This is a genomic window from Nakamurella alba (genome assembly GCF_009707545.1).
Taxonomy (GTDB): domain Bacteria; phylum Actinomycetota; class Actinomycetes; order Mycobacteriales; family Nakamurellaceae; genus Nakamurella; species Nakamurella alba.
In genome coordinates this window covers 258,450-279,426 of record NZ_WLYK01000005.1, presented here as the reverse complement: position 1 = coordinate 279,426, position 20,977 = coordinate 258,450, and the positions used below count along the sequence as shown (strand labels likewise).

General features: G+C 72.2%; 20 protein-coding genes. 12 read left to right on the top strand and 8 right to left on the bottom strand.

The annotated features are described in order from the left end of the window. Window positions 1–109: 109 nt before the first annotated feature. Entirely contained in the window at window positions 110–1,393 is a 1,284-nt protein-coding gene (locus GIS00_RS13380; RefSeq protein WP_154768929.1) for an EAL domain-containing protein, read from the top strand. 696 nt (window positions 1,394–2,089) lie between these two features. Here the strand turns inward: GIS00_RS13380 and GIS00_RS13375 are convergent. After that, window positions 2,090–3,628 (bottom strand): CYTH and CHAD domain-containing protein, encoded by a 1,539-nt coding sequence (locus GIS00_RS13375; protein ID WP_154768928.1) that lies wholly within the window; start codon window positions 3,626–3,628, stop codon window positions 2,090–2,092. A 267-nt stretch (window positions 3,629–3,895) separates the two neighbouring features. Between GIS00_RS13375 and GIS00_RS28415 the strand changes: the two genes are divergently transcribed. After that, a complete protein-coding gene (locus tag GIS00_RS28415) occupies window positions 3,896–4,855 on the top strand; it encodes a GGDEF domain-containing protein (RefSeq protein WP_154768927.1) in 960 nt (319 codons plus the stop codon). 38 nt (window positions 4,856–4,893) lie between these two features. Here GIS00_RS28415 and GIS00_RS13365 read toward each other — a convergent pair whose 3' ends face one another. The 4 genes from GIS00_RS13365 to GIS00_RS13350 form a co-directional block, all read right to left on the bottom strand. Further along, a complete protein-coding gene (locus GIS00_RS13365) occupies window positions 4,894–5,346 on the bottom strand; it encodes a DUF6098 family protein (RefSeq protein ID WP_154768926.1) in 453 nt (150 codons plus the stop codon). Between the two features lie 161 nt (window positions 5,347–5,507). Continuing rightward, window positions 5,508–5,966 (bottom strand): NUDIX domain-containing protein, encoded by a 459-nt coding sequence (locus tag GIS00_RS13360; RefSeq protein ID WP_154768925.1) that lies wholly within the window; start codon window positions 5,964–5,966, stop codon window positions 5,508–5,510. Between the two features lie 38 nt (window positions 5,967–6,004). After that, window positions 6,005–8,497, bottom strand: coding sequence for a helix-turn-helix transcriptional regulator (locus GIS00_RS28970; protein ID WP_154768924.1), 2,493 nt, complete (start codon window positions 8,495–8,497; stop codon window positions 6,005–6,007). Window positions 8,498–8,501: 4 nt separating this feature from the next. Beyond that, window positions 8,502–9,167 carry an alpha/beta hydrolase gene (locus tag GIS00_RS13350; RefSeq protein WP_196073265.1) on the bottom strand — a complete coding sequence of 222 codons (666 nt, stop codon included), beginning with the start codon at window positions 9,165–9,167 and terminating at the stop codon, window positions 8,502–8,504. Between the two features lie 86 nt (window positions 9,168–9,253). On the opposite strand from GIS00_RS13350, the gene GIS00_RS13345 reads away from it, so the two are divergent. Both GIS00_RS13345 and GIS00_RS13340 read left to right on the top strand, forming a co-directional pair. After that, window positions 9,254–10,045: a histidine phosphatase family protein gene (locus tag GIS00_RS13345; protein WP_154768922.1), complete on the top strand. Its 792-nt coding sequence runs from the start codon at window positions 9,254–9,256 to the stop codon at window positions 10,043–10,045. Beyond that, window positions 10,029–10,922 carry an NAD(P)H-hydrate dehydratase gene (locus GIS00_RS13340; protein ID WP_154768921.1) on the top strand — a complete coding sequence of 298 codons (894 nt, stop codon included), beginning with the start codon at window positions 10,029–10,031 and terminating at the stop codon, window positions 10,920–10,922. The genes GIS00_RS13345 and GIS00_RS13340 overlap by 17 nt, the downstream gene beginning before the upstream one ends. Before the next feature lie 13 nt (window positions 10,923–10,935). Here the strand turns inward: GIS00_RS13340 and GIS00_RS13335 are convergent, their stop codons facing one another. Both GIS00_RS13335 and GIS00_RS13330 read right to left on the bottom strand, forming a co-directional pair. Continuing rightward, complete coding sequence (locus GIS00_RS13335; RefSeq protein WP_154768920.1) at window positions 10,936–11,355, bottom strand: hypothetical protein; 420 nt, start codon at window positions 11,353–11,355, stop codon at window positions 10,936–10,938. A 112-nt stretch (window positions 11,356–11,467) separates the two neighbouring features. Continuing rightward, complete coding sequence (locus GIS00_RS13330; protein WP_154768919.1) at window positions 11,468–12,025, bottom strand: phosphatase PAP2 family protein; 558 nt, start codon at window positions 12,023–12,025, stop codon at window positions 11,468–11,470. 82 nt (window positions 12,026–12,107) lie between these two features. Here GIS00_RS13330 and GIS00_RS13325 point away from each other — a divergent pair, with 82 nt between their 5' ends. From GIS00_RS13325 to GIS00_RS13300, 6 genes are all read left to right on the top strand, one after another. Next, window positions 12,108–12,302, top strand: a complete 195-nt coding sequence (locus tag GIS00_RS13325) for a hypothetical protein (protein ID WP_154768918.1) — start codon at window positions 12,108–12,110, stop codon at window positions 12,300–12,302. Window positions 12,303–12,371: 69 nt separating this feature from the next. Beyond that, window positions 12,372–13,310, top strand: a complete 939-nt coding sequence (locus GIS00_RS13320) for a TIGR03557 family F420-dependent LLM class oxidoreductase (protein WP_230313537.1) — start codon at window positions 12,372–12,374, stop codon at window positions 13,308–13,310. 24 nt (window positions 13,311–13,334) lie between these two features. After that, window positions 13,335–14,126 (top strand): SDR family NAD(P)-dependent oxidoreductase, encoded by a 792-nt coding sequence (locus tag GIS00_RS13315; protein ID WP_154768916.1) that lies wholly within the window; start codon window positions 13,335–13,337, stop codon window positions 14,124–14,126. 59 nt (window positions 14,127–14,185) lie between these two features. Next, window positions 14,186–15,976 carry a glycoside hydrolase family 15 protein gene (locus tag GIS00_RS13310; RefSeq protein ID WP_322097929.1) on the top strand — a complete coding sequence of 597 codons (1,791 nt, stop codon included), beginning with the start codon at window positions 14,186–14,188 and terminating at the stop codon, window positions 15,974–15,976. Between the two features lie 60 nt (window positions 15,977–16,036). After that, a complete protein-coding gene (locus GIS00_RS13305; RefSeq protein WP_154768914.1) occupies window positions 16,037–16,615 on the top strand; it encodes a hypothetical protein in 579 nt (192 codons plus the stop codon). Next, on the top strand, window positions 16,615–17,352 hold the full coding sequence (locus tag GIS00_RS13300) for a DUF72 domain-containing protein (RefSeq protein WP_154768913.1): 738 nt from the start codon (window positions 16,615–16,617) through the stop codon (window positions 17,350–17,352). The genes GIS00_RS13305 and GIS00_RS13300 overlap by 1 nt, the downstream gene beginning before the upstream one ends. A gap of 52 nt (window positions 17,353–17,404) precedes the next feature. Here the strand turns inward: GIS00_RS13300 and GIS00_RS13295 are convergent, their stop codons facing one another. Next, a complete protein-coding gene (locus GIS00_RS13295; protein WP_322097928.1) occupies window positions 17,405–18,313 on the bottom strand; it encodes a LysR family transcriptional regulator in 909 nt (302 codons plus the stop codon). A gap of 93 nt (window positions 18,314–18,406) precedes the next feature. On the opposite strand from GIS00_RS13295, the gene mmsB reads away from it, so the two are divergent. Both mmsB and GIS00_RS13285 read left to right on the top strand, forming a co-directional pair. After that, window positions 18,407–19,375: a 3-hydroxyisobutyrate dehydrogenase gene (mmsB, locus tag GIS00_RS13290; protein ID WP_154768911.1), complete on the top strand. Its 969-nt coding sequence runs from the start codon at window positions 18,407–18,409 to the stop codon at window positions 19,373–19,375. A 98-nt stretch (window positions 19,376–19,473) separates the two neighbouring features. Then, a complete protein-coding gene (locus tag GIS00_RS13285) occupies window positions 19,474–20,913 on the top strand; it encodes an MFS transporter (RefSeq protein WP_154768910.1) in 1,440 nt (479 codons plus the stop codon). Window positions 20,914–20,977 lie beyond the last annotated feature (64 nt).

Here is a 20,977-nt window from a genome sequence, read left to right as displayed (position 1 = left end):
GCGGCACCGGTCTCCCCGGCGACCGCGCTCACCAGTGCTCACCAGGGCACGCCAGTGCTCGCCGGAACCCCCGTCCCTTCTTCCCGTTCGTCAGCAAAGGGGAAGTGTCATGCCCAGCTCCCGCCGGCACCGATCGGCACTGCACTACCTGGTCCCACCGGACCGCACCTCGGCCCTCCAGCAGTCGGTCGAACTGCTCGCGAAGTACTTCGGCTTCCCGATCGCCCTGGTCAACGTCGTCGACGACAACGTCCAGCACACGATCGCCGGCGCCGGCGTCCATCCCCGCCAGGTCGGCAACCTGGCCACCGTGTGCCGGGACGTGATCGACGACGCCCGGCCGCAGGTCCTCGAGATCGACGTCGCTGTCGGCGACCGGCGCATGCTCACCTACGTCGGGCTGCCGCTCGTGGGCCGGGAAGGTCTGCCGATCGGCACGCTCTGCCTGCTCCACCCGGAACGCCGCGGGTTCTCCGCCCGCCAGTTGCAGGACCTCGCCGCTGCCGGCGGGATCGTCCAGGAGCAACTCGAACTGCGCCGGCTGGAGCGGGAGGACCTGCGGCTGACCGTCGCCAACGCCCTGGCGCTGGGTGAGGCGATCGACACCGGCCGGATCACCGCGCACTTCCAGCCCGTCGTCGGACTGGTCTCCGGCCGGACCGTCGGCCTCGAGGCGCTCGCCCGTTGGGAGCACCCCCAGCTGGGCCTGCTCTCACCCTCGGCGTTCCTGCCGTTGGCTGAGACCTCGGACATGGTGGTCGATCTCGACCTCGCCGTCATCGGGCACGCGGCCCGCCACTTCGCGCCGTGGTTCCGCCGGGATCCGCGGCTCCGCCTGCACGTCAACCTGTCGGCCCGGCACTTCGAACAGGCGGACTGCGTCGAGCGCATCGCCGGCCGTGTGGCGAGTGCCGGGATACCGTCCACCGCAGTGGATCTCGAGGTCACCGAGACCGCGATGCTGTCCACCGGCCCGATCACCACGGTGCAGCTGCACGCGCTGCGCGACCTCGGGTTCCGCATCGTCCTCGACGACTTCGGGACCGGGTTCTCCTCGGTCGCCCATCTGATGAGGATGCCGGTCGACGGGATCAAGATCGACCGGTCGGTGACGACCGCGTTGGGCAGCCGGACCGGTGACGCCCTGCTGCGGGCGCTGCTCTCGCTGGCGCACGACCTGGACCTGGACACCTGCATCGAGGGGGTGGAATCACCGGAGCAGGTCGAGCAGGCGAATGCGGCCGGCTGCGCCACCGGCCAGGGATTCCTCTGGTCGCGACCGCAGCCGGCCTGCCGGATCGACCAGCAGCTCGGATCACCGCCGGCGATCCCGGGTCAGCGGACGCACCCGCGGGCGGACATCACGTCGGCGCGGAGGAGGGCCGTGCGCTGACACCTGACGCCTGGAAGCCGACGATCGATCCGCGCCGTACGCCCGTGGGATCCGCGGGACAACGGCACCGATCGGCCGGGCCGACCTCGGACCGAACGCCGACCGGTCCCGGTCGTGCCGATCAGCGGTACTCCGGCGCGTCCGCACCGCGGCGGCCCGGCCGTTGCGTGGTGCAGACGCAGTACGCCTATCGACGATCGATCCGCGCCGTTCTCCCGTGGGAATCGCGGTGGGGCGGCACAGATCGGTGGACAAACGTCGGGGATCGGCCGGGATCGACCGACCGGGATCGGCCGACCAGGACCGACCGGCCGGTGCGGGCCCGACGGCTGCACGCGGGTGGTCCTTCGAATCCGCGCCGTTCTCCCGCGGAATCCGCGGTCCAACGGCACGGATCGGCGAACCGGACGAACGGGACCGCCCCGACCAAGCGACCAGGACCGATCGACCGGGATCGGCGGGCCGGCGCGGGCCCGACTGCTGTATCCGGGTGGCCTTTCGAATCTGCGCCGTTCTCCCGCGGGATCCGCGGTGGGACGGCACGGATCGGCTGACCGACGGACCGGGACCGCCCCGACCGCGCGACAAGACCGACCGACTGACCCAGGACCGACCGAGCGACCAGGACCGACCGACCCAGCACCACCACAGCGCCCAGGACCGACCAGCAAACCGATCGGTCGTGGCCGAACGGGGTCAGTTCTGCGCCGAGCGCCACCGCTCCGCCGCAGCCCGCCCGTGCTCGGCGGCGGTCAGCTCGCGCTGGAAGAGCAGGCCGTAGGTGAAGCCGTTCTCGTCGGGCCGGCCGTGGGTGGCGGCACCCCAGCGGCGCAGCAGGGCGGCGGCGACCACGCCGTCCTGGTGCTCGCCGAGGATGTCCTGCAACTCCTCGAACCGGTCGGCCTGCGCGGCCGCGGCGGCCGCCTTCTTCCGTCCGGTCGACGATCCGTCCCGGATCAGCTCGCCCGCGTACCGGGCCCGCTTGGCCGCCTTGCGTGCCCGGTGCAGCAGCTCGTCGGCGTGATCGGAGTCGGCGTGGTCGGAGCGGGAGTGCCGCCCGGTGGAACCGTCGGCAGCGGCCGGATCGGAACCGACGGAGTCACCGGCCGCCAGCGCTTCGTCGAGCCGCCGCAGCGCCTTGCGTCCCGCCCGCTCGGCGATCTTCGGCAGCGGCCGGTGCGAGCCGGACACCAGCGGCGGCCGGGCGACGAAGGAGTCGAGGGCACGCAGCAGGGCGAGGTACCGCTCGCCGTCGAGCAAGGTGCGCAGTTCGGCGAGGGCCGCGACCTGCTCGCCCAGCAGCTGCTGCTCCACCGACCCCGCGACCGGGCCGAGCACCAGCTCATCCGGTAACGCTGCGATCGCGGCGGCGAACCGGGGCCGCTGCACCTGGCGGTCCCGCACCTCGCCGAGGACACCGGCGTACCAGCGCAGCTCGGCGTCGAGGGCGGCCACCCGCTCGTCGTCGAAGAAGCCACCAAAGATGCGCAGGGTCGACCGGAAACGCCTGGTCCCGACGCGTGTGGCGTGGACGTCGTCGTGCCCGGACCGCAGCGCGAGATCACCACCGACCACCGCGTCCCGCTGCGCGGCCAGGTACTCGATCACCGGCCGCGGGCCGGCCCCGAGCACCGGAGCCGGGGCACCGCCGACGGCCCGGCCGACCTTGTTCGGCGGGGAGCCGGGCACCGCCCCGGCCTTGCGCACCCGCTTCCCGACGGCGGCCAGCAGTTCCTCGTCCCCGCCAGGACCGAGCTCGATCTCCAGCTCCCGCCACTCGTTCAGCAGGGCCTCGCCGGGTCCGGGAGCGGCGGCCCGCACCGTGTCGTCGGCGATCTCCAGCAGCACCTCGTCGCCGGACCGCACGGTGCGCACCACCCGGTCGGTGTGCAGGGTGGCGAGCAGCAGCAGCCGGCGGCCGCGGGCGAGCCCGCGCACCAGGTCGAGCACCCCCTCCGGTGGGGTGTCCGCCGATCCGCCGAACCGGAACTCGGTCCGTGCCGCCCCGGATGGCACCTTCACCTGCCAGCCGTCCTCGCCGGCCCCGTGCCGCAGCCGCACGGTGACCCCGGCGCGGAGCAGGTCCAGGTCGGCGTTGTCCCAGTACTCGTTCGACAGCCGCTGGACGTCGATCGACTGATCGGCTCCGGGCGGCAGGGCAGGGGTCAGGTCGGGCAGGATCCAGCCGTCGGGGACGTCGAACTTGTCCTCACGCTCGGTGTGCGACTCGGTCATGTGTGTTCGCTGCCCCGCGTGGCTCGGTGTCAACCGGGGCACGAACAGGGAGTGTCCGATTCGTGAGGTTCGAGGCGCGTTCGGCGGGCACTGCACCGTAAGCTCTCCCCGCTGCGGCTGATCGCCTCCCCGGGTGGTGATCAGCCGCAGCCCGTCGCAGGTCCGGAGGGTGGGGTCCGGGCCGGCGGCCCGCCGCTCCCCGCCGGGGGCGAGCCCCCGCGAACCCCGCCGCGTTAGGCGTCGTCCGCGACCGCCGAGGAGGTGCCCGTGCCGACCCGTCAGCTGGAGCTGTCGTGGCAGTACGACCTGCGCGAGGAACGTGCCCGGGTGCTGGCACTGATGTTCGCCGCCGGTGGTGCGCTCTGCCTGTTCTTCGTGATCTCGGTCGACCGGCCGGGCGCGCGATATCCGCTGTTCACCGCACTCGGGTGCGGCGCCGTTGTGCTGGGGATCCTGCTCTGGACCACCGGCCGCCGGTTCCCGCCGTGGTTGATGCAGTCCCTGTTGGCGCTGTTCTCGTTGCTGGTCGGTCTGCTCGCGGCCGCGTCGATCACCACCGCCGGCGTGGTCGGGCTCGGCCCGGCGGTGATCATCGCCGCGATGTACGCGGGCTACTTCCTGACCCGGCGCAGCGTGGTGCTGCAGACGGTCCTGGCGGTCCTGGCGTACGCGGGCGGTGCGCTGCTGTCCAGCGCCCGGCCGGAGGCCGTGCACCTGCTGTCGGTGGCACTGGCGTCGACGGCGGTGGCGGCGACGCTGAACCGGCTGACCCGGCGGCTGCGCCGGCGCAGCACGCTGGATGCGCTGACCGGCGCGGTCAGCCGGGCGACGTGGCTGCAGATGGCCGAGCGGGAGATCGGACGTCAGGCGCGCCCGGTCTGCGTTGCGATCATCGACCTGGACAACTTCAAGGCGGTCAACGACGAGGACGGTCACCTCGCCGGGGATGCCCTGCTGCGCGAGCTCTCCGAGCTGTGGACCAGCACCCTCGGCCGGCAGGCCGTCGTCGGTCGGTACGGCGGCGACGAGTTCGTGCTGCTGATGTCCGGGCTGGACCTGGACGAGGCCCGTGCGCGACTGGACACCCTGGCGCGCGCACACCCTGCGGAGTGGACGGCCGGCATCGCGCAGGCCCGGCCCGGTGAGCTGATCACCGACCTGCTGACCCGCGCCGACGCCGAACTGCTGGACCGCAAGCGAGAACTTCGGTCCCGGCAGCCCGACTGAGGCCGGACCGCACCGGCCCGGCCGGAGCGGTCGGCGTCTCAACCAGGCAGTGTCCCGTCGGGCACCCTCGCGACGGCCGGATCGGCTGACGGGCCATCGGCCCAGATCCGGCCCGCGGAGGCGATCAGCCGACTGCCGAGCCGGGCGACCGGGGTGCAGTCGACCACCAGCGAGTCGTTGTCCGGCCCGCGCCCGACCTCCGCCCCGGAGATCACCCAGAGGGCGGCGCCGGGCCGGCGTGCGGCGACCGCCGTGTGCAGCTTGCGGGCCACCCACAGCTCGACCGACCGGCGGCCCCACCAGGGTTCGACGGACAGCGACACCGCCGGAAGTCCGGGCAGCGGCACGCCGGTCTGCGGGTCGAGGATCTCGTGCGCGTCCAGGTCGGCCCGCAGGTCGCCGGTCCAGCGCAGGAACAGCGGCCGCCCGGCCTGGTACCGGACCAGCCGGGCGAGATGCCCGACCGACTCCACCACCGGCAACCCGGTCATCGGCACCGTCCCCACCGTCCCGCCCGCCCCTGGACCGTCTTCATGCACCCATGGTGGCGAATTGTCGCCCCGGGGATACCTGACAGGCCGACGCGGCCGCGGATACCACCGGAAGGCATGACGAGCACGGGCATCCGTGCGACCGTTCGTGAACTGCCGCCCTAGTCCTCGAGCCGGGTCACCAGTTCCGGCCAGGACCGGCCGAACCCGGGATGCAGCGGCAGCGCGCCGACCTCCGACACCGGCACCCAGCGCATGTCGGCGGCCTCGGCGTTCATCCGGATCCGCAACGTCCGGTCACCGGCCGGCCGGGCCAGGAACGTCCAGTAGCTCCAGCCGCAGTCCGGGCAGGTCCAGACCTGCGGATCGGGGTCCACGACGACGTCGCGGGCGGCGATGCCGGCCTCCTCGCGCAGTTCCCGCAGGGCCGCGTCGACCGGTTCCTCGCCGGGCTCCAGCGCACCCCCGGGCACCGACCACGTCCCGCCCTGCATCACCCAGGTGTTGCGCAGCTGCAGCAGCACCTCCGGTCCCGCCCGGTGCACCAGGATCCCGGCGGCGCCGCGCAGACCCCAGTGCCGGTGCACGGTGAGGTGGGTGCTGCCGGGGAAGCGGGCCATCTCCCGATCATGGTGCATGCCGCCGGACGGCCGGGGGATCAGCCCTTGACCAGCGCCGCGGCGATCTCCACCCGGGACCGCAGACCGGTCTTGGCGAGCACGTGCGAGACGTGCGTCTGCACGGTGCGCGGCGACAGGAACAACCGTCGGGCGATCTCCGGGTTGGTCAGGCCGTCCTTGATCATGTCCGCGACGGTGACCTCGGTCGGGGTCAGCGCCTCCCAACCGCTGGCCGGCCGCTTGCGGGTCCGCGCCCCGCCCGGCCGGGCGCCGATGCGGTGCGCCCGGATCCGCAGCCGTTGCTCGTCGGTCTCCGCGCCGAGCCGGTGGTAGAGGTCCAGCGCCGTGCGCAGCGCCCGCCCGGCCGTGGTGATGTCGCCGGTGCGGGCCGCCAGCAGACCGGTCTCCTCGTGCGCGGCCGCGGCGAACAGCGGCAGGCCGATCCTCGAGAACTCCTCCGCGGCTGCAGCTGTCGTGGCCGGATCGACGCGGGCCAGCCCAGCGGCGAGGTCGGCTGCCGGGCCGGCCTCCGGCAGGTGGCTGCGGTGCGCTCCGAGGTGGGCGGCGATCGCCAGTCGCAGGTGTTCGTCGGCGAGACGTGCCACGTAGGGCGCGATCCGGGCCGCCCACAGCACGCCGCCCCGGTCGATGCAGTCCCGCCAGGCGGCCTGCGCCGCGAGCACCACCATGCCGCGGGCCTGCTCGTCCAGCGGCCGGCTGTCGTCCGCGTACAGACCCGCCTCGGCCATCGCCAGCGACGCCAGCGCCACCCCGTCCATGCCGAACTGGGTGGGCACCCGCCGCCGCTCCAGGCCGTCGATCCGGTCCCGGGCGGCGCCGAGATCGCCGCGGTGCACGTCGATCAGCGTCCGGCCGGCCGCCGCGAGCGCGGTCCAGCCGGTCCCGGTGTCGCGCGCCGCGGCGAGCGCGCTGTCGAAGATCGCCGCCGCGTCGTCCCAGTCGCCGGCGGCGAAACGCAGCCCGCCGATGACGAAGTCGTGGAACGGCAGCACCCAGCGGGCGTTCCGCGAGTCCGAGGTGGCCCGGCCGGCGGCCGCGACGGTCAGCCCGGCGGCCGGTCCCTGCAGGGCCGACACGTACTGGGCCGGCCACACCGGCCCGGTCAGCGCGTCACCGGGCCCGCTCCCGTCGGCGTCGGCGGGAGCGGCATGGGCGACCGGCAGCACCCGCAGCGCATCGGCCGGGCGCCCCGACAACCACAGCAGCGACGACTGCGCCGTCACCGCCACCAGGTCCCGGTCCGACTCCGGGACCGCGTCGAGTTCGACGTCCAGCAGCTTCCTGGCCTCCGGCAGCCGCCCGGCGAGCACCAGTACCCAGAGCCGGAGCGCGCGTAGCTCCCGCGCGGCCTCGGCGGGCAGACCCGCTCGCTGCAGCAGGATCTCGATCTCGGCCAGGGCGACCGGCATGTTGCCGCGGTTGACCAGCGAGCGCAGCGAGATGGTCGACATCCGGCCGGCCATCCGCGGATCGCGGACCAGTGGCAACCGGGACCGCACCAGGTCCTCCGCCTCGACCCCGCGACCGGCCAGCATCAACGCCTCGGCCCGGTCCGCGGTCACGGTGTCGGCGTCCCGGTCCGGCTCCGCGACCAGTGCCTGCGCCAGCAGGTCGGCGGCGCCCTCCGGGGCGAGCACCTGCCAGTCGGCGGCCAGTTCCCGCAGCGCCGCAACGGCTCCCGGATCCCCGGCCCGGCGGCGGTGCTCGGCCGCCAGCGCCGGATCCCCGCCGGTCGCGGCGAGCACCTCGGCGACGGTCCGGTGCAGATCGGCTCGCTCGGTCCCGGAGAGGTCGTCGAGCAGTCCCGTCCGGTCCCGCGCATGGGCGAAGGTGAGCAGCCCGTCCTGCCGGATGACCACACCGGCCGCCAGGGCCGGGGCGAGGGACCGGCCGACCAGCGGCCCCGATGTCCCGGCCAGCCGGGCCAGCGTCGGTTGGTCGGTCCCGGTGCCGACCACCGCCAGCACCCGGAGCAGCTGCAGGATGCCGTCCGGCAGGTCCGGGAGTGCAGGCACGGGACCGTCCGACGACCCGAGGTCCACCTCCAGATCCGGCGCGGCGCCGACGGTGCCGGCAGTACCGAGAGCCACCTCCGGCCCGCTGCCGCTCAGCACCAGGGACAGCGGCAGCGACCGGGTGGCGTCCGCCAGCACGGCCAGCGCGGCGGCCGACGCCGGGTCGACGTACTGCGCGTCGTCGATCCAGACGATGAGATCTCCTGCGGCACAAAGCTCGTCGACCGTGTCCAGGAGTGTCGCCGAGGTCCGGGCGGTGCCCTCCGGCAGCAGCGGGGCCAGCACACCGAACGGGACGTGCCGACGGATCTCCTCCGCCCGCAGGGCCACCACCGCGCCCGCGTCGAACAGCGCGGCGCCGATCGCCGCCCGGACCGCGGAGGTGGTGCCCACCCCGGGACCGCCGTGCACGGCGATCACCCGGCCGGCGGTCGGGGTCGGGCGCACGGCGGCGGCGATCGCCTCGATGTGCGTCGCCCGGTCCGCCCCGTTCACCTGCTCAGGATGCCAGGTGCTGTCTCAGGAACGGCACCACGTCCGCGATCTCGACGGGGGAGAGGCTGTGCCCCATACCGGGGTAGCTGTGCTCCTCCAGGGCAGTGTGGTCGGCGAGGAACCGTCGCGCCCACTCCGCGGCGAATCCCGGGATGGCCGGATCCGTCGGGTCGCGGCCGTAGAAGCACGGCACGCCGCGGCCGGCCGCGGCGTCGCGGGCGAGCTGCGGATCGCCCGGCTGCGGGGCGTCGAAGCTGAACCCGCTCAGCGCCACCAGCGCGGACACCAGCTCCGGGCGGCGCCGCAGCACGGTGATCGCGGTGCACATGCCCTGGGAGAAGCCGAGCCAGACGGCCCGGTCGCTGTGCTCCTGCACCGCCGCCGCGACCCTGTCGGCGACGGCGGCGATGTCGGCGTCCGGTGGCTGGCTGTACCGGTCCCCGGGGTACCAGGAGAACCCCCGGCGGCCGGGCGCCGGGTACTCGCCGCGCACCGCGATCACCCGCGCCGACCTGCCGAGGAACATCCCGAGCAGCGGGCTCAGCGCGATCATCTGGGCCTCCGACGAGCCGTAGCCGTGCAGCACCACCAACGTCGGTGCGTCCCGGGCAGCGTCGTCCCGGCCGGGTCCGATCCAGCTGAGCGCGGTGGATGCGGGTGCGGTGGTCACCCCGCCCAGAGTAGAGGTGCGCCACGACCCCATCTGCGGGTCGTTTGCCGGACCGCGGCTCCGGGCAACGCCCGGGGATGGCTGCCATGCACCCGCAGGACCCCGCCGACCACGGCGCCTCCGACCCGCCGACACGGTCGGGGGCCGCCGAACTCTGGCTGGTCCGGCACGGGGAGAGCACCGGCAACGTCGCGGCCACGGCGGCCCAGGCCGCCGGTGCCGAGGTCATCGAGATCGGGCAGCGCGACGCCGACGTGCCGCTCACATCCCGCGGTGCCGAGCAGGCGGCGGCCCTGGGCGCCTGGATGGCCGGTCTCGACCCGGGAGCGCTTCCGCAGGCCGTGTGGTGCTCGCCCTACCTCCGTGCGCGGCAGACTGCGCAGCTCGCGCTGGACGCGACCGGGTCGGGGCTACGGCCCCGGGTCGACGAACGGCTCCGTGACCGCGAACTCGGGGTCCTCGACCTGCTGACCGCCGTCGGCGTGGAACGTCGCTTCCCTCAGGAGGCGGCACGCCGGCGTTGGTGGGGCAAGTTCTACTACCGGCCACCGGGCGGCGAGGCGTGGACGGACGTGGTGCTGCGGTTGCGGTCACTGCTCCGGGACATCGACGATGCGCATCCGGGTGGCCGGGTGCTGCTCGTCGCACACGACGCGGTGATCCTTCTCCTCCGCTACGTCTGCGAACAACTGGACGAGGATCAGCTGCTCGAGATCGCCAGGACGCACACCGTGGTGAACGCATCGGTCACCCAGCTCACCCGCGCCGGGGACGGGATCAGCTGGAACCTCGCCTCGTTCAATGCCGCGAGTCATCTGGAAAGCGCGGGTGCCACGGTCACCGAGCACGCGGGAGACACCGATGTCGCGCCGCGCTGACCGCACGGACAGTCCGCCGGCAGCCCGCGAGGTGACCCCGGCGATGCTCCGGGACTGGCCCTTGCCGGACACCGACGGCGGGAAGTACGGCCGTGGCCAGATCCTCGTCATCGGTGGAGCCCGGGGCACTCCCGGAGCCGCGCAGCTGGGCGGGCTCAGTGCACTGCGTGTCGGCGCGGGGCGGCTCACCCTTGCGGTCGCTGAGTCCGTTGCGGTTCCACTGGCGGTGGCCACTCCGGAAGCGGGAGTGGTCGGTCTCCCGGAGGACGAGAAAGGTTCCGTGCTCCCGTCCGCAGCCGAACGGTTGCACGACGCCATCGGCCGCGCCGACGCGGTCGTCATCGGCAGCGGTCTGGACGATCCGGAACTGACCGGTGCGCTGCTGGACGAACTACGGCCGGCCCTCGCCGACTCGACCGCACCGGTGCTCCTGGACGCGTTCGCGCTCGGAGTGCTCGCCGGCCGAACGGGTCTCGTCGCAGACCTCGCCGGTCGGCTGGTGCTGACCCCGAATGCGGAGGAAGGTGCCCGGCTCCTGGAGCAGTCCGACTTCGACCCCGACAGCGACCTGCTGCCGCTCGCCCGGCGATACGGCGCGGTGGTCACCGCCAAGGGGCGGGTCGCCGACGGCGCGCGGCTCTGGCGGATCACGAGTGGTCACAGCGGACTGGGCACGTCCGGCAGTGGCGACGTCCTTGCCGGAGCGATCGCCGGCCTGTTGGCCCGGGGCGCCGAGCCGGCGCAGGCGGCCTGTTGGGGAACCCACCTCCACGCGGTCGCGGGCGACAGGCTGATCGCGGCGATCGGCCCGATGGGGTTCCTCGCCCGGGAGCTCGCCGACGCGCTGCCGCAGGCACTCGCCGAACTGGACCGCTGACCCGGACCTTCGGTCAGGGTGTCGCGGGCACCACGGTGACCGGCGGCAAGCCCCTCGCAGCCACCCCGCGCAGGCCGACCAGTGCCTGCACCAGTGCCCATCCGCCCGCAACACCCGAGACCTTGAGGACGGCAGAACGATCCGCGGCGAGCCGCGAGAACAGGAAGGCGTCGGCACCGTCGATGGCCACCCGCGCCCAGGTCATCGAGCGCATGGCGAAGCCGGCGGGGGCAAGCGCCAGGGCGGTCGACAGTGCCGCGTCCCTGACCCCGATCGAGCGGATCAGGTTCGCCACCGCCGGTGGCACGGTGCGATCCTCCGAGACCAGACCGGCGGGCCTGGCCAGCACCTTCGGGGCGACGGCGATGGCGATGCCGTAGGCGACGGTGACAGCAGCCACCGCGCGGGCCGGCCAGCCGGGCTTGAGATCCATGTCATACCTCCGTGGTCGGGCCGCATCCATGCCGCGCGCCGGTCGGCACCCGGGCCGCACGGTCCCGTCCCGCCGGTTCCCACCTCCGGCGCCCGGAACCGTCACGCGCCGGTCAGGGCAACACCCGGCAGGCGATCCGGCCGATCACCGCACCCACCGCGCCGCCCACCAGCACGTCGGACGGATAGTGCATGCCGGTGGCCACGCGCGAGCTGCCGACCGCCACGGCCACGACGGCCAGCGGTGTGGTCAGCAACGGGTGCGAACGACCGGTCACGGTCACGAAGGCCACTGCCGAAGCAGTGTGCCCGGACGGGAAGCTGGACGACGACTTCGCCGCCGCACGCCTGTCCTCCGGCACCACCTGCTGGTCCGGCCGCGGGCGGGAGAACAGCCGCTTCAGGCCTTGGTTCACCACCAGGCTGGTCACCGCGATGGTGCCGAGACCCTGCAGGGCCCGGCGCCGCACCACGGGATCGCCGAACGCCACCATCCCGGCGGCGGACAGGATCCAGACCACCGAGTTGTCGGCGATCCGGGTCACCGGCAGCAGCGCATCGATCACCGGGTCGTACCGCAGGTGCCCGGTGGCACCGACCCGGCGGACCACCTCCTTGTCCAGCGCGTCGACCCGGTCGGCCACGGACCGCAGGAGGGAGGGGAGCGCCATGCGCACATCCTGCCGGTTCGCCGGATCCCACCGCGGGAACGGGCCCTCCGGGGCGCCCGATCCCCGGGAGAGGTGCAACAACATGAGCGAACACGACGAGGAACCGCATCCCCTCGACGGCAGTGTGAAGCCGAACGTCCGCCCGGGCCCGACCGACGAGGGAGGGCACGGCGGCATGGCCACCCGCGAGCAGGAGGAGCGGCTCTGGGAGCAGCAGCACGACACCGGCACGAGCAACGACGTGGCCGGCACCGAGGACACGGCCGGCGGCGGCTGACCGGCCCGCCGTGTGGCCCCGCCGGACCGTGGGTACCGCGCGCCCATGGCTTCCATCGGATACACCTTGATGACAGAGCAGTCCGGGCCCACGGCGCTGATCCGGTACGCACAGCAGGCCGAGCGCGCGGGTTTCGACTTCGAAGTCTCCAGCGACCACTTCTTCCCGTGGCTGGACGAGATGGGCCACTCGCCCAACGCCTGGGTCACCCTCGGCGCGGTCGCCCAGGCCACCGAGTCGGTCGGCCTGATGACGTACGTGACCTGCCCGACCTTCCGATACCACCCGACGGTGGTGGCGCAGCAGGCCGCCACCCTGCAGATCATCTCCGGCAACAGGTTCACCCTCGGCCTGGGCTCGGGGGAGTCGCTCAACGAGCACATCGTCGGACCCTGGCCGGGTGCGAACGTGCGGCAGGACAAGCTGGTCGAGGCCGTGCACATCATCCGTGAGCTGTTCGACGGCGGACCGGTCTCCCGGCACTCGCAGTACTTCGACGTCGACTCGGCGCGGCTGTGGGACCTGCCCGACACCCGGGTGCCGATCGGCATCGCCGTCTCCGGACAGCAGAGCTGCGAACTGTTCTCGCCGCTGGCGGACGTCATGGTGGGCATCGACCCGGAGCCGGAGCTGGCAGAGTACTGGGACGGTGCGCGGGACGGCTCGTCCCGGAAGGTCGCGCAGCTGCCGGTCAGCTGGGACTCGGACGCGGACGCCGCGAAGCAGCGGGCACACCGGCTGTTCCGTTGGAGCGCCGGCGGGTGGAAGGTGAACGCAGAGCTGCCCGGCCCGGATGCGTTCGACAGTGCGTCGGCATCGGTGACCCCGGACGACGTCGCCGAGAGCGTGCCCTGCGGAAGCGATGTCGGCGCGATCGTGGAAGCGGCGAAGAAGTTCTTCGACGCCGGGTACACCGATCTTGCCCTGGTGCAGGTCGGCGACGACGCCCAGGAATCGTTCTTCGGCGCCGCCGAGAGCGAGATCCTCCCCGAGCTGCGCAAGCTCTGAGCTCACGAGAACGAGGAATAACACATGGATCTCGGTATCACCGGTCGGGTCGCGCTGATCAGCGGCGGTGACTCCGGCATCGGGTGGGAGACCGCCCGCATCCTGCACGAGGAGGGCGCCACCGTCGTCCTCACCGACATGGACCAGGAATCGGTGGCCGAGGCCGCCGACCGCATCGGTCCCGATGTGCTGGCCGTCGGTGCGGACGTGACGAAGGCGGCCGACGTGCAACGGCTCGCCGACGCGGTGCACGAGAAGGTGGGCGCTGTCGACATCCTCGTCCAGGCAGCGGGTATCACCGGCGCGCAGGGACTGTTCCACGAGATCGACGACGACGGCTGGTCCTCCACCATCGACACCGACCTGCTGGGTCCGGTGAAGCTGGTGCGTGCGTTCCTACCGGACCTGCGCGCCGCCGGGCACGGTCGCCTGGTGTTCCTCGCCTCCGAGGACGCCGTCCAGCCCTACGACGACGAACTGCCCTACTGTGCCGCGAAGGCCGGGATCCTCGCCCTGGCCAAGGGTCTCAGCCGGTCGTACGCGAAGGAGGGACTGTTGGTGAACGCCGTGTCGCCGGCCTTCATCTCCACCCCGATGACCGACAAGATGATGGAGAAGCGGGCGAAGGAGCAGGGCTCGTCCTTCGACGAGGCGGTCGAGTCGTTCCTGGACGAGGAGCGCCCGTACATGGAGCTGAAGCGGCGTGGCCGGCCGGAGGAGGTCGCCGCGGTGATCGCCTTCCTGGTCTCGGACCTGGCGTCGTTCGTCAACGGGTCGAACTACCGCGTCGACTCCGGATCCGTCGCCACCATCTGATGCCGGCACCGGACGACGGGGGATTCCGTGCGCCTACGGCGCGCACCGAACGGGGAGCGGTGCCGATCGCCGATTACGCGGCGATCGGTGACGGCCGCACCGTGGCGCTGATCGCCTCGGACGGTGACGTCGACTGGCTGCCCGTGCCGGACCTGGACACCCCGCCGGTGTTCGGGGCGATCGTCGACGCCGATCGTGGCGGCCGGATCACCCTGCATCCGGTCGACGACTTCACCGTACAGAGAAGCTATCTCGACGGCACCAATGTGCTGATCACCACCATGCGCACGGCCGACGGCGAGGTGGAGATCACCGAATCGCTCAACTCCGGCGTGGCCGGCCGGCTGCCGTGGACGGAGTTCGCGCGCTCGGTCCGTGGTGTCCGCGGCCGGGTGCGGATGCGCTGGTCGGTGCAGCCCGGTGGGCAGTGGCGCACCCACTCGCCGTGGTTCGCCGAGGACGCCGACGGCGTCCGCGATCCCGTATTGCGGGTCGGCACGGTTCAGCTGGCCGTCTGCGGCGAGCACCATTTCCCGCGCCGTGGTGTGGATCTCGAGCACAGCCCGGACCACGACGGTGACCACGACACGCAACGGGCCGGCACCGCGGTGCACGGAGCCTTCACCACCGCGCCGGACAGCACGCACCTGTTGGCGGTGATCGGCGTCGACGACCAACCCGTGCCGCTGCCGGATCCCCGGCAGATCCGGGATCGGATCCGGCTGACCGTCGAGGGCTGGCAGTCCTGGACCCGGCAGTGCGGCGAGGAGCTCTCGCTCGTCGAGACCCGCAGTGCACTGGCGCTGAAGCTGCTGGTGCACAGCCCGACCGGCACCATCGCCGCGGCCGGCACCACCTCGCTGCCGGAGTCACGGACCGTGCCGAAGAACTGGGACTACCGCTACTCCTGGCTCCGCGACACGAGTTTCGCGGTGAGTGCGCTGCAACGGTTGGGTCTGCGCGAGGAGGTGCACGCGGCCACCTCCCGACTGCTGCGCACCCTCCGTGACGACGGACCGGTGCCGCCCATCTTCACCACCCTCAGCGGCGGAGCGCCGTCCGGGCACGAGGAGTCGATGGCCCCGGGCTGGGACGGCATCGGGCCGGTGGTGATCGGCAACGCCGCCGCGGACCAGCTCCAGCTCGGCGTGTTCGGCGACCTGTTCGGCCTGATCCACTCCTACATCGGTGCCGGGCACCGGCTCGACCACCGCAGCGCCCGCACCCTGGCCGACATGGCGGACCGGTGCTGCGACCTGTGGCGGCGGCCCGATGCCGGCCTGTGGGAGCTGCCGGAGGAGGCCCACCACACGTCGTCGAAGATGGGGTGCTGGCAGGCGCTGACCTCGGCCGCCGAACTCGCCGATGCCGGTCACCTCGGTGGGCACCCGGCCCGGTGGCGGTCCGAGGCGCAGCAGATCTCACGGTTCCTCGACGAGGAGTGCTGGTCGGAAGCGCGCGGTGCGTACACGATGTGCGCCGGGTCCGACAAGCTGGACGCCTCGGTGCTGCTCGGTCACCGGTTCGACCGCGGGGAGCGGATGTCCCGGACCATCGACACCCTGCGCCGCGAGCTGGGTAGCGGCCCGCTGCTCTGGCGGTACACGGGGATGCAGGCCGAGGAGGGTTGTTTCGTCGCCTGCTCGTTCTGGGTGGTGGTGGCGCTGACCGCCGTCGGCCGCAGCGGCGAGGCCAGGGAACTGCTCGGGCAGCTGCACCCGCTGGCCAACGATGTCGGACTATTCGCCGAGATGATCGATCCGGGGACGGGGGAGTTCCTCGGCAATGTCCCGCAGGCGCTCAGCCACCTCGCCCTGCTCGACGCCGAGCTGAGCCTGCGCGGGGCCTGACATGCGCCCGGTTTGTCGGCCCTCGCGCCCGGGCACGGGTCGGGCGTGGACCTGACCTCGATGCTCCGCCTGCCCGGCCGCCTGCTCGACACCGCCGGTCAGGTCATCGACGTGGTGCCGAGGGTGGTGGCGGTCGTCGGCGAGGTGGAGCAGCTGATGGCCCGGGTGTCCGGCGTCGTCGACTCGGTCGAGGTCGTGCAGAAGCGGGCGCTGGCCCAGGTGGACCGGGTGGCCGAGGTGGTCAGCCGGGCGCAACACACCGCGCGCACGGCCGACGACCTGCTGGACGGCTTCGCACCGGCACTGCGGACGCTGCAGCCGATCGTCGACCGCCTCGCGAAGACCACCGACCCGGACGAGGTCGAGGCCGTGGTCAGGCTGGTCGACCTGCTGCCCGAACTGGTCGGCAAACTGCGCACCGACATCCTGCCGATCCTGGACACCCTCGGCACGGTCGCCCCGGACCTGCGCGATCTGCTCGACGTGTCCCGCGAACTCAACGAGATCATCGGCTCGGTCCCGGGTCTCGGGCACCTCAAGCGCAAGGCCGAGGAGCGCCGGGACACCATCGATGCCGAGTCCTACCGGGCCGACGAGATCCCGCCGGCCTCGCCGGACCGGGGTGGCCCGCTACGCTGATGTCGACCCCGGCGGTGTGGATCGGGACCTCGGGCTGGAGTTACGACCACTGGAACGACGTGCTGTACCCCGCGGGGACGCCGTCCGGGAAGCGGTTCGGCATCTACGTCCACGAGTTCCCCACGGTCGAGCTGAACGCGAGCTTCTACCGCTGGCCCAGGCCGGGCACCTTCGCCTCCTGGCAGCGGAGACTGCCGGAGGTGTACCGGTTCTCGGTGAAGGCGGCGCGTGGTCTCACGCACACGCGACGGCTGGCCGATCCGGCCGAATGGGTCGACAGACTCGTGGCCGGCTGGCGGGAGCTGGGCGACAAGCGCGGGATGATGTTGTTCCAACTGCCTCCGGGCCTGGTCCGGGACGACGGGCTGCTGGACAACCTGCTGGAGCGGATCGGCGGCCGCATCCCGGTGGCGGTCGAGTTCCGGCATCCGACCTGGCACGACGAAGAGGTCCTGCGGATCCTGGAACGGCATGCGGCCGCGTACTGCGTGATGAGCGGGGCGCAACTCCCGTGCCTGCTGCGGGCGACGGCGCCACAGGTCTACGTGCGCTGGCACGGCCCGAGCCACGACCAGTTGTACGCGGGCAGCTACCCCGACGCCGACCTGCACTGGTGGGCGGACCGCATCGATGAGTGGCGGGCCGGCGGCCACGAGGTGTTCGGTTACTTCAACAACGACGGCGCGGGGCACGCCGTCCGCAATGCCCGGACCCTGCGCGCGCTCATCAGGACCTGAGACCGTCTGCGGCGGTCGGTCATATGTGCAGAAGTGCGCAACGAAGATCAACTCAGGGCTCGTGCCGGATGCGGCGCCCCATCAGTTCGTGCTGCCGGGCCCGCACCTCCGACCGGATCTCCTGCATCACCACGGTGGTCGCCGGCCGCCGGAGCGAGCGCGGGGCCAGCGCCGCGATGTACTTCTGCGGCACGTCCACCTCGTGCCGCAGCACCCGGCGCAGCCCGATCTGCGCGTCCGCCAGGAAGGCCGGCAGCAACCCCAGCCCGGCGCCGGCCATGGTCGCGGTGAGCTGGGCGTGCACGCTGGTCGACGCGACGTGCACCCGGTGGCTGGGGAACAGCTCGTCGATCACGTCCAGTTCGTAGACCCGGATCAGCGATTCGACGTAGTAGACGAGGCGGTGCCCGTCGAGTTCCTCCCGGGTGGTCGGGGTGCCGTGGTCGGCCAGGTAGTCGGTGCTGCCGTAGAGCCCGAGCACGTAGGGGCTGAGCAGCACCGTCTCCAGCCTGGGCTGCGACGATCCGACGCCGATCTCGATGTCGGCGCCGTTGCCCTGCACCATCGGCCGGGTCGCCGAGGTCAGCTCCAGGGTCACCCCGGGATGGGTACGCACCATCCGCGCCATGGCCGGGCCCATGAACTCGACGGCGAACACGTCCGGCGCGGCGATCCGCACCAGACCGGTCAGCTCGCTGACCCCACCCGGCTGCGCCAGGGTGCGGGCCTGCCCGACCGCCCGTTCCACCGATTCCGACGGTGCCAGCAGCGAACGGCCGAGATCGGTGAGCTCGCAACCCCGCCCGGTGCGCACCACGACCGGGGCGCCGACCGCGCGCTCCAGCGCACTGAGTCGGCGGGACACCGTCGTGTGGTCCACCTCCAGCGCGCTCGCCGCACCGAGCAGACTCCCGCTGCGGGCCACCTCGAGCAGGACCAGCAGGTCATCGGCCTTCACCACCTCCTGAGGATCCCCCGTCGGCGCGGTGGTCTGCAAATCTGCACAACAAGTGTGCAGATCCGGACCTGGTTCGAGCGCGTCGCTGCCACCAAGATGGCTGCTTGTCGGGACGTGACCCGGACAACATCTGCTGCCGCTCCCGGCAGCCGCCGTACCTGCTCAGCGAGGAGTGCAACCAGCATGGACATCGGATGGATCGGCCTGGGCAACATGGGCGGCCCGATGACAGCGAACCTCGTCGCCGCAGGTCATCGCGTCATCGGCTTCGATCTCAGTGAGGCCGCGAAGGCGGCGGCCGCGGACAACGGCGTCGTCGTCGTCGACTCGGTGGCCGCTGCGGTCGCCGGCGCGGACATCGTCTTCACCATGCTGCCGGCCGGTGGGCACGCGCGGCAGGTCATCCTGGGCGAGGGCGGCGTGCTCGCCTCGGCCGCGTCCACCACGCTGGTCGTCGACTCGTCCACCATCGACATCGCCACCGCCCGCGAGCTGCACGCCGGTGCCGCCGCCGCCGGGTTCGCCTTCCTCGACGCCCCGGTGTCCGGTGGCGTCTCCGGCGCCGCGGCAGGGACCCTGACCTTCATGATCGGCGGCGAGGACGCCGTGCTCGACCGGGCCCGCCCGGTCATCGAGGTGCTGGCCGGCCGGATCTTCCACTGCGGCGGCCCGGGCAGCGGTCAGGCCGCCAAGATCACCAACAACATGATGCTCGGCATCACCCTGCAGGCCACCTGCGAGGGCGCCGTGCTGGCCGAACGCCTGGGCCTGGACTCGAAGGTGTTCCAGCAGCTCGCAGCGGTTTCGTCCGGGGACAGCTGGGCACTTCGCACCTGGTATCCGGTGGAGGGTGTGGTCGAGACCGCCGCCGTCAACCGCGACTTCGAGGGCGGGTTCTCCGCGGCGCTGCTGCGCAAGGACCTGGGGCTCGCCCTGCAGGCCGGCGAGGAGACGGGCACCGACCTCTCCTTCGCGCAGGCGGTCGCCGACCGCCTGGAGACGATCGACGCGCACGGGTGGTCCGGCAAGGACTGCTCCGTCTTGGTGAAGCTCGTCGACCGGTAGTACGGTCCCGTCCGCCGCGGCGGGGACCGAACGGCACCACCCTCCGGCATCACCGATCCGGAGACACCGAGGCACCAACCACCAGCAGGAGCTCGAAGATGAGTGATACGACCACCAGCGGGTCACCCGCGAACCCGGCCGGGGCCGCGGTACCGGACGCACCGATCGGCAAGAAGGGCCTGCGCAAGGTCATCGCCGCGTCGATGGCCGGCACCGTCGTCGAGTGGTACGAGTTCTTCATCTACGGCACCGCCACCGCGCTCGGTGTGTTCGGTGCCGTGTTCTTCCCGGGTGAGACCGCGAAGACCGGCCTGATCTACGCGTTCTCGACCTACGCCATCGGCTTCATCGCCCGGCCGCTGGGCGGGATCGTGTTCGGCCACTTCGGCGACAAGTACGGCCGCAAGAAGCTGCTGCAGCTGTCGATCTTCATCGTCGGCATCGCCACCTTCCTGATGGGCTGCATCCCCAGCTACGGCTCGATCGGGTTCCTCGCGCCGCTGCTGCTGGTGGTCCTGCGGTTCGTCCAGGGCTTCGCGGTCGGCGGCGAGTGGGGCGGCGCCGTGCTGCTCATCTCCGAGCACTCGCCCAAGGAGAAGCGCGCCTTCTACGGCAGCTTCCCGCAGGTCGGCGTGCCGCTCGGCAACTTCCTGGCCACCGTGGTCATGCTGGTCCTGTACGTCTCGCTGTCGCAGGAGGCCTTCTTCGGCTGGGGCTGGCGCGTGGCGTTCTGGGCCTCCGCGGTCATCGTGCTGATCGGCTGGTACATCCGCCGCACCGTCGAGGACGCCCCGATCTTCAAGGCGGCCTCCGCCCGCGAGGAGCAGGTCGCCGCAACCCGCCCGGCGTTCATCGAGGTCTTCCGCCTCTACCCGCGCGAGATCATCACCTCGATGATGTGCCGCGCCGGCGAGAACGTCATGTACTACATGGTCGTCACCTTCTCGATCACCTACCTGACCGGCATCGGCATCGCCGCGGTCCCGATCCTGTCCTTCATGCTGATCGCGCACTTCGCCGGCATCTTCTGGATCCCGCTGGTGGCCTCCTGGGCGGACCGGATCGGCCGGCGGCCGATCTACCTGGTCGGTTCCACGCTGATGGTGATCTGGGCCTGGGGCGGATTCCTGCTCTTCGACGGCAGCCGCAACGGCGGGTCCTACCTCTGGTTCACCCTCGGCCTGGTCAGCGGCTCGATCATCCACGGCCTGATGTACGCGGTGCAGCCGGCGCTGATGAGCGAGATGTTCCCGACGAAGATCCGCTACACCGCGGTGTCCGTCGGCGCCCAGCTGACCAGCATCGTGGCCGGCTCCATCGCCCCGCTGATCGGTGTCGCGCTGCTGACCAACGTCGCCGCCAAGGGCACCCCGGTCACCGACTCGAACTCCGGCTGGGGTGCGGTCGCGATCTACATCGCGATCATGGCCTGCGTCTCGATCGCCGGCACCCTGCTCTACAAGGAGACCCGCGGCAGCGACCTCGCGGATCTCGACGCCAACGACAAGCGGCTCACCGCCGCGGAGAAGGCCCTCTGACCTTCCCCTTCTGCACCCGGCTTCCGTCCGTGGAAGTGGCCGTTGCGGCCACTTCCACGGACGT

Excerpts from the sequence above, each read along its gene's own strand:
- GIS00_RS13340 (WP_154768921.1), top strand. The coding sequence starts at position 10,029 with ATGTCGCGCCGCGCTGACCGCACGGACAGTCCGCCGGCAGCCCGCGAG.
- GIS00_RS13300 (WP_154768913.1), top strand. The coding sequence starts at position 16,615 with ATGTCGACCCCGGCGGTGTGGATCGGGACCTCGGGCTGGAGTTACGAC.
- GIS00_RS13365 (WP_154768926.1), bottom strand. The coding sequence starts at position 5,346 with ATGACCGGGTTGCCGGTGGTGGAGTCGGTCGGGCATCTCGCCCGGCTG.
- GIS00_RS13360 (WP_154768925.1), bottom strand. The coding sequence starts at position 5,966 with ATGGCCCGCTTCCCCGGCAGCACCCACCTCACCGTGCACCGGCACTGG.
- GIS00_RS13375 (WP_154768928.1), bottom strand. The coding sequence starts at position 3,628 with ATGACCGAGTCGCACACCGAGCGTGAGGACAAGTTCGACGTCCCCGAC.
- GIS00_RS13380 (WP_154768929.1), top strand. The coding sequence starts at position 110 with ATGCCCAGCTCCCGCCGGCACCGATCGGCACTGCACTACCTGGTCCCA.
- GIS00_RS13285 (WP_154768910.1), top strand. The coding sequence starts at position 19,474 with ATGAGTGATACGACCACCAGCGGGTCACCCGCGAACCCGGCCGGGGCC.
- GIS00_RS13345 (WP_154768922.1), top strand. The coding sequence starts at position 9,254 with ATGCACCCGCAGGACCCCGCCGACCACGGCGCCTCCGACCCGCCGACA.
- GIS00_RS13315 (WP_154768916.1), top strand. The coding sequence starts at position 13,335 with ATGGATCTCGGTATCACCGGTCGGGTCGCGCTGATCAGCGGCGGTGAC.
- GIS00_RS13335 (WP_154768920.1), bottom strand. The coding sequence starts at position 11,355 with ATGGATCTCAAGCCCGGCTGGCCGGCCCGCGCGGTGGCTGCTGTCACC.
- GIS00_RS13330 (WP_154768919.1), bottom strand. The coding sequence starts at position 12,025 with ATGGCGCTCCCCTCCCTCCTGCGGTCCGTGGCCGACCGGGTCGACGCG.
- GIS00_RS13320 (WP_230313537.1), top strand. The coding sequence starts at position 12,372 with ATGACAGAGCAGTCCGGGCCCACGGCGCTGATCCGGTACGCACAGCAG.
- GIS00_RS13305 (WP_154768914.1), top strand. The coding sequence starts at position 16,037 with ATGCTCCGCCTGCCCGGCCGCCTGCTCGACACCGCCGGTCAGGTCATC.
- mmsB (WP_154768911.1), top strand. The coding sequence starts at position 18,407 with ATGGCTGCTTGTCGGGACGTGACCCGGACAACATCTGCTGCCGCTCCC.
- GIS00_RS13325 (WP_154768918.1), top strand. The coding sequence starts at position 12,108 with ATGAGCGAACACGACGAGGAACCGCATCCCCTCGACGGCAGTGTGAAG.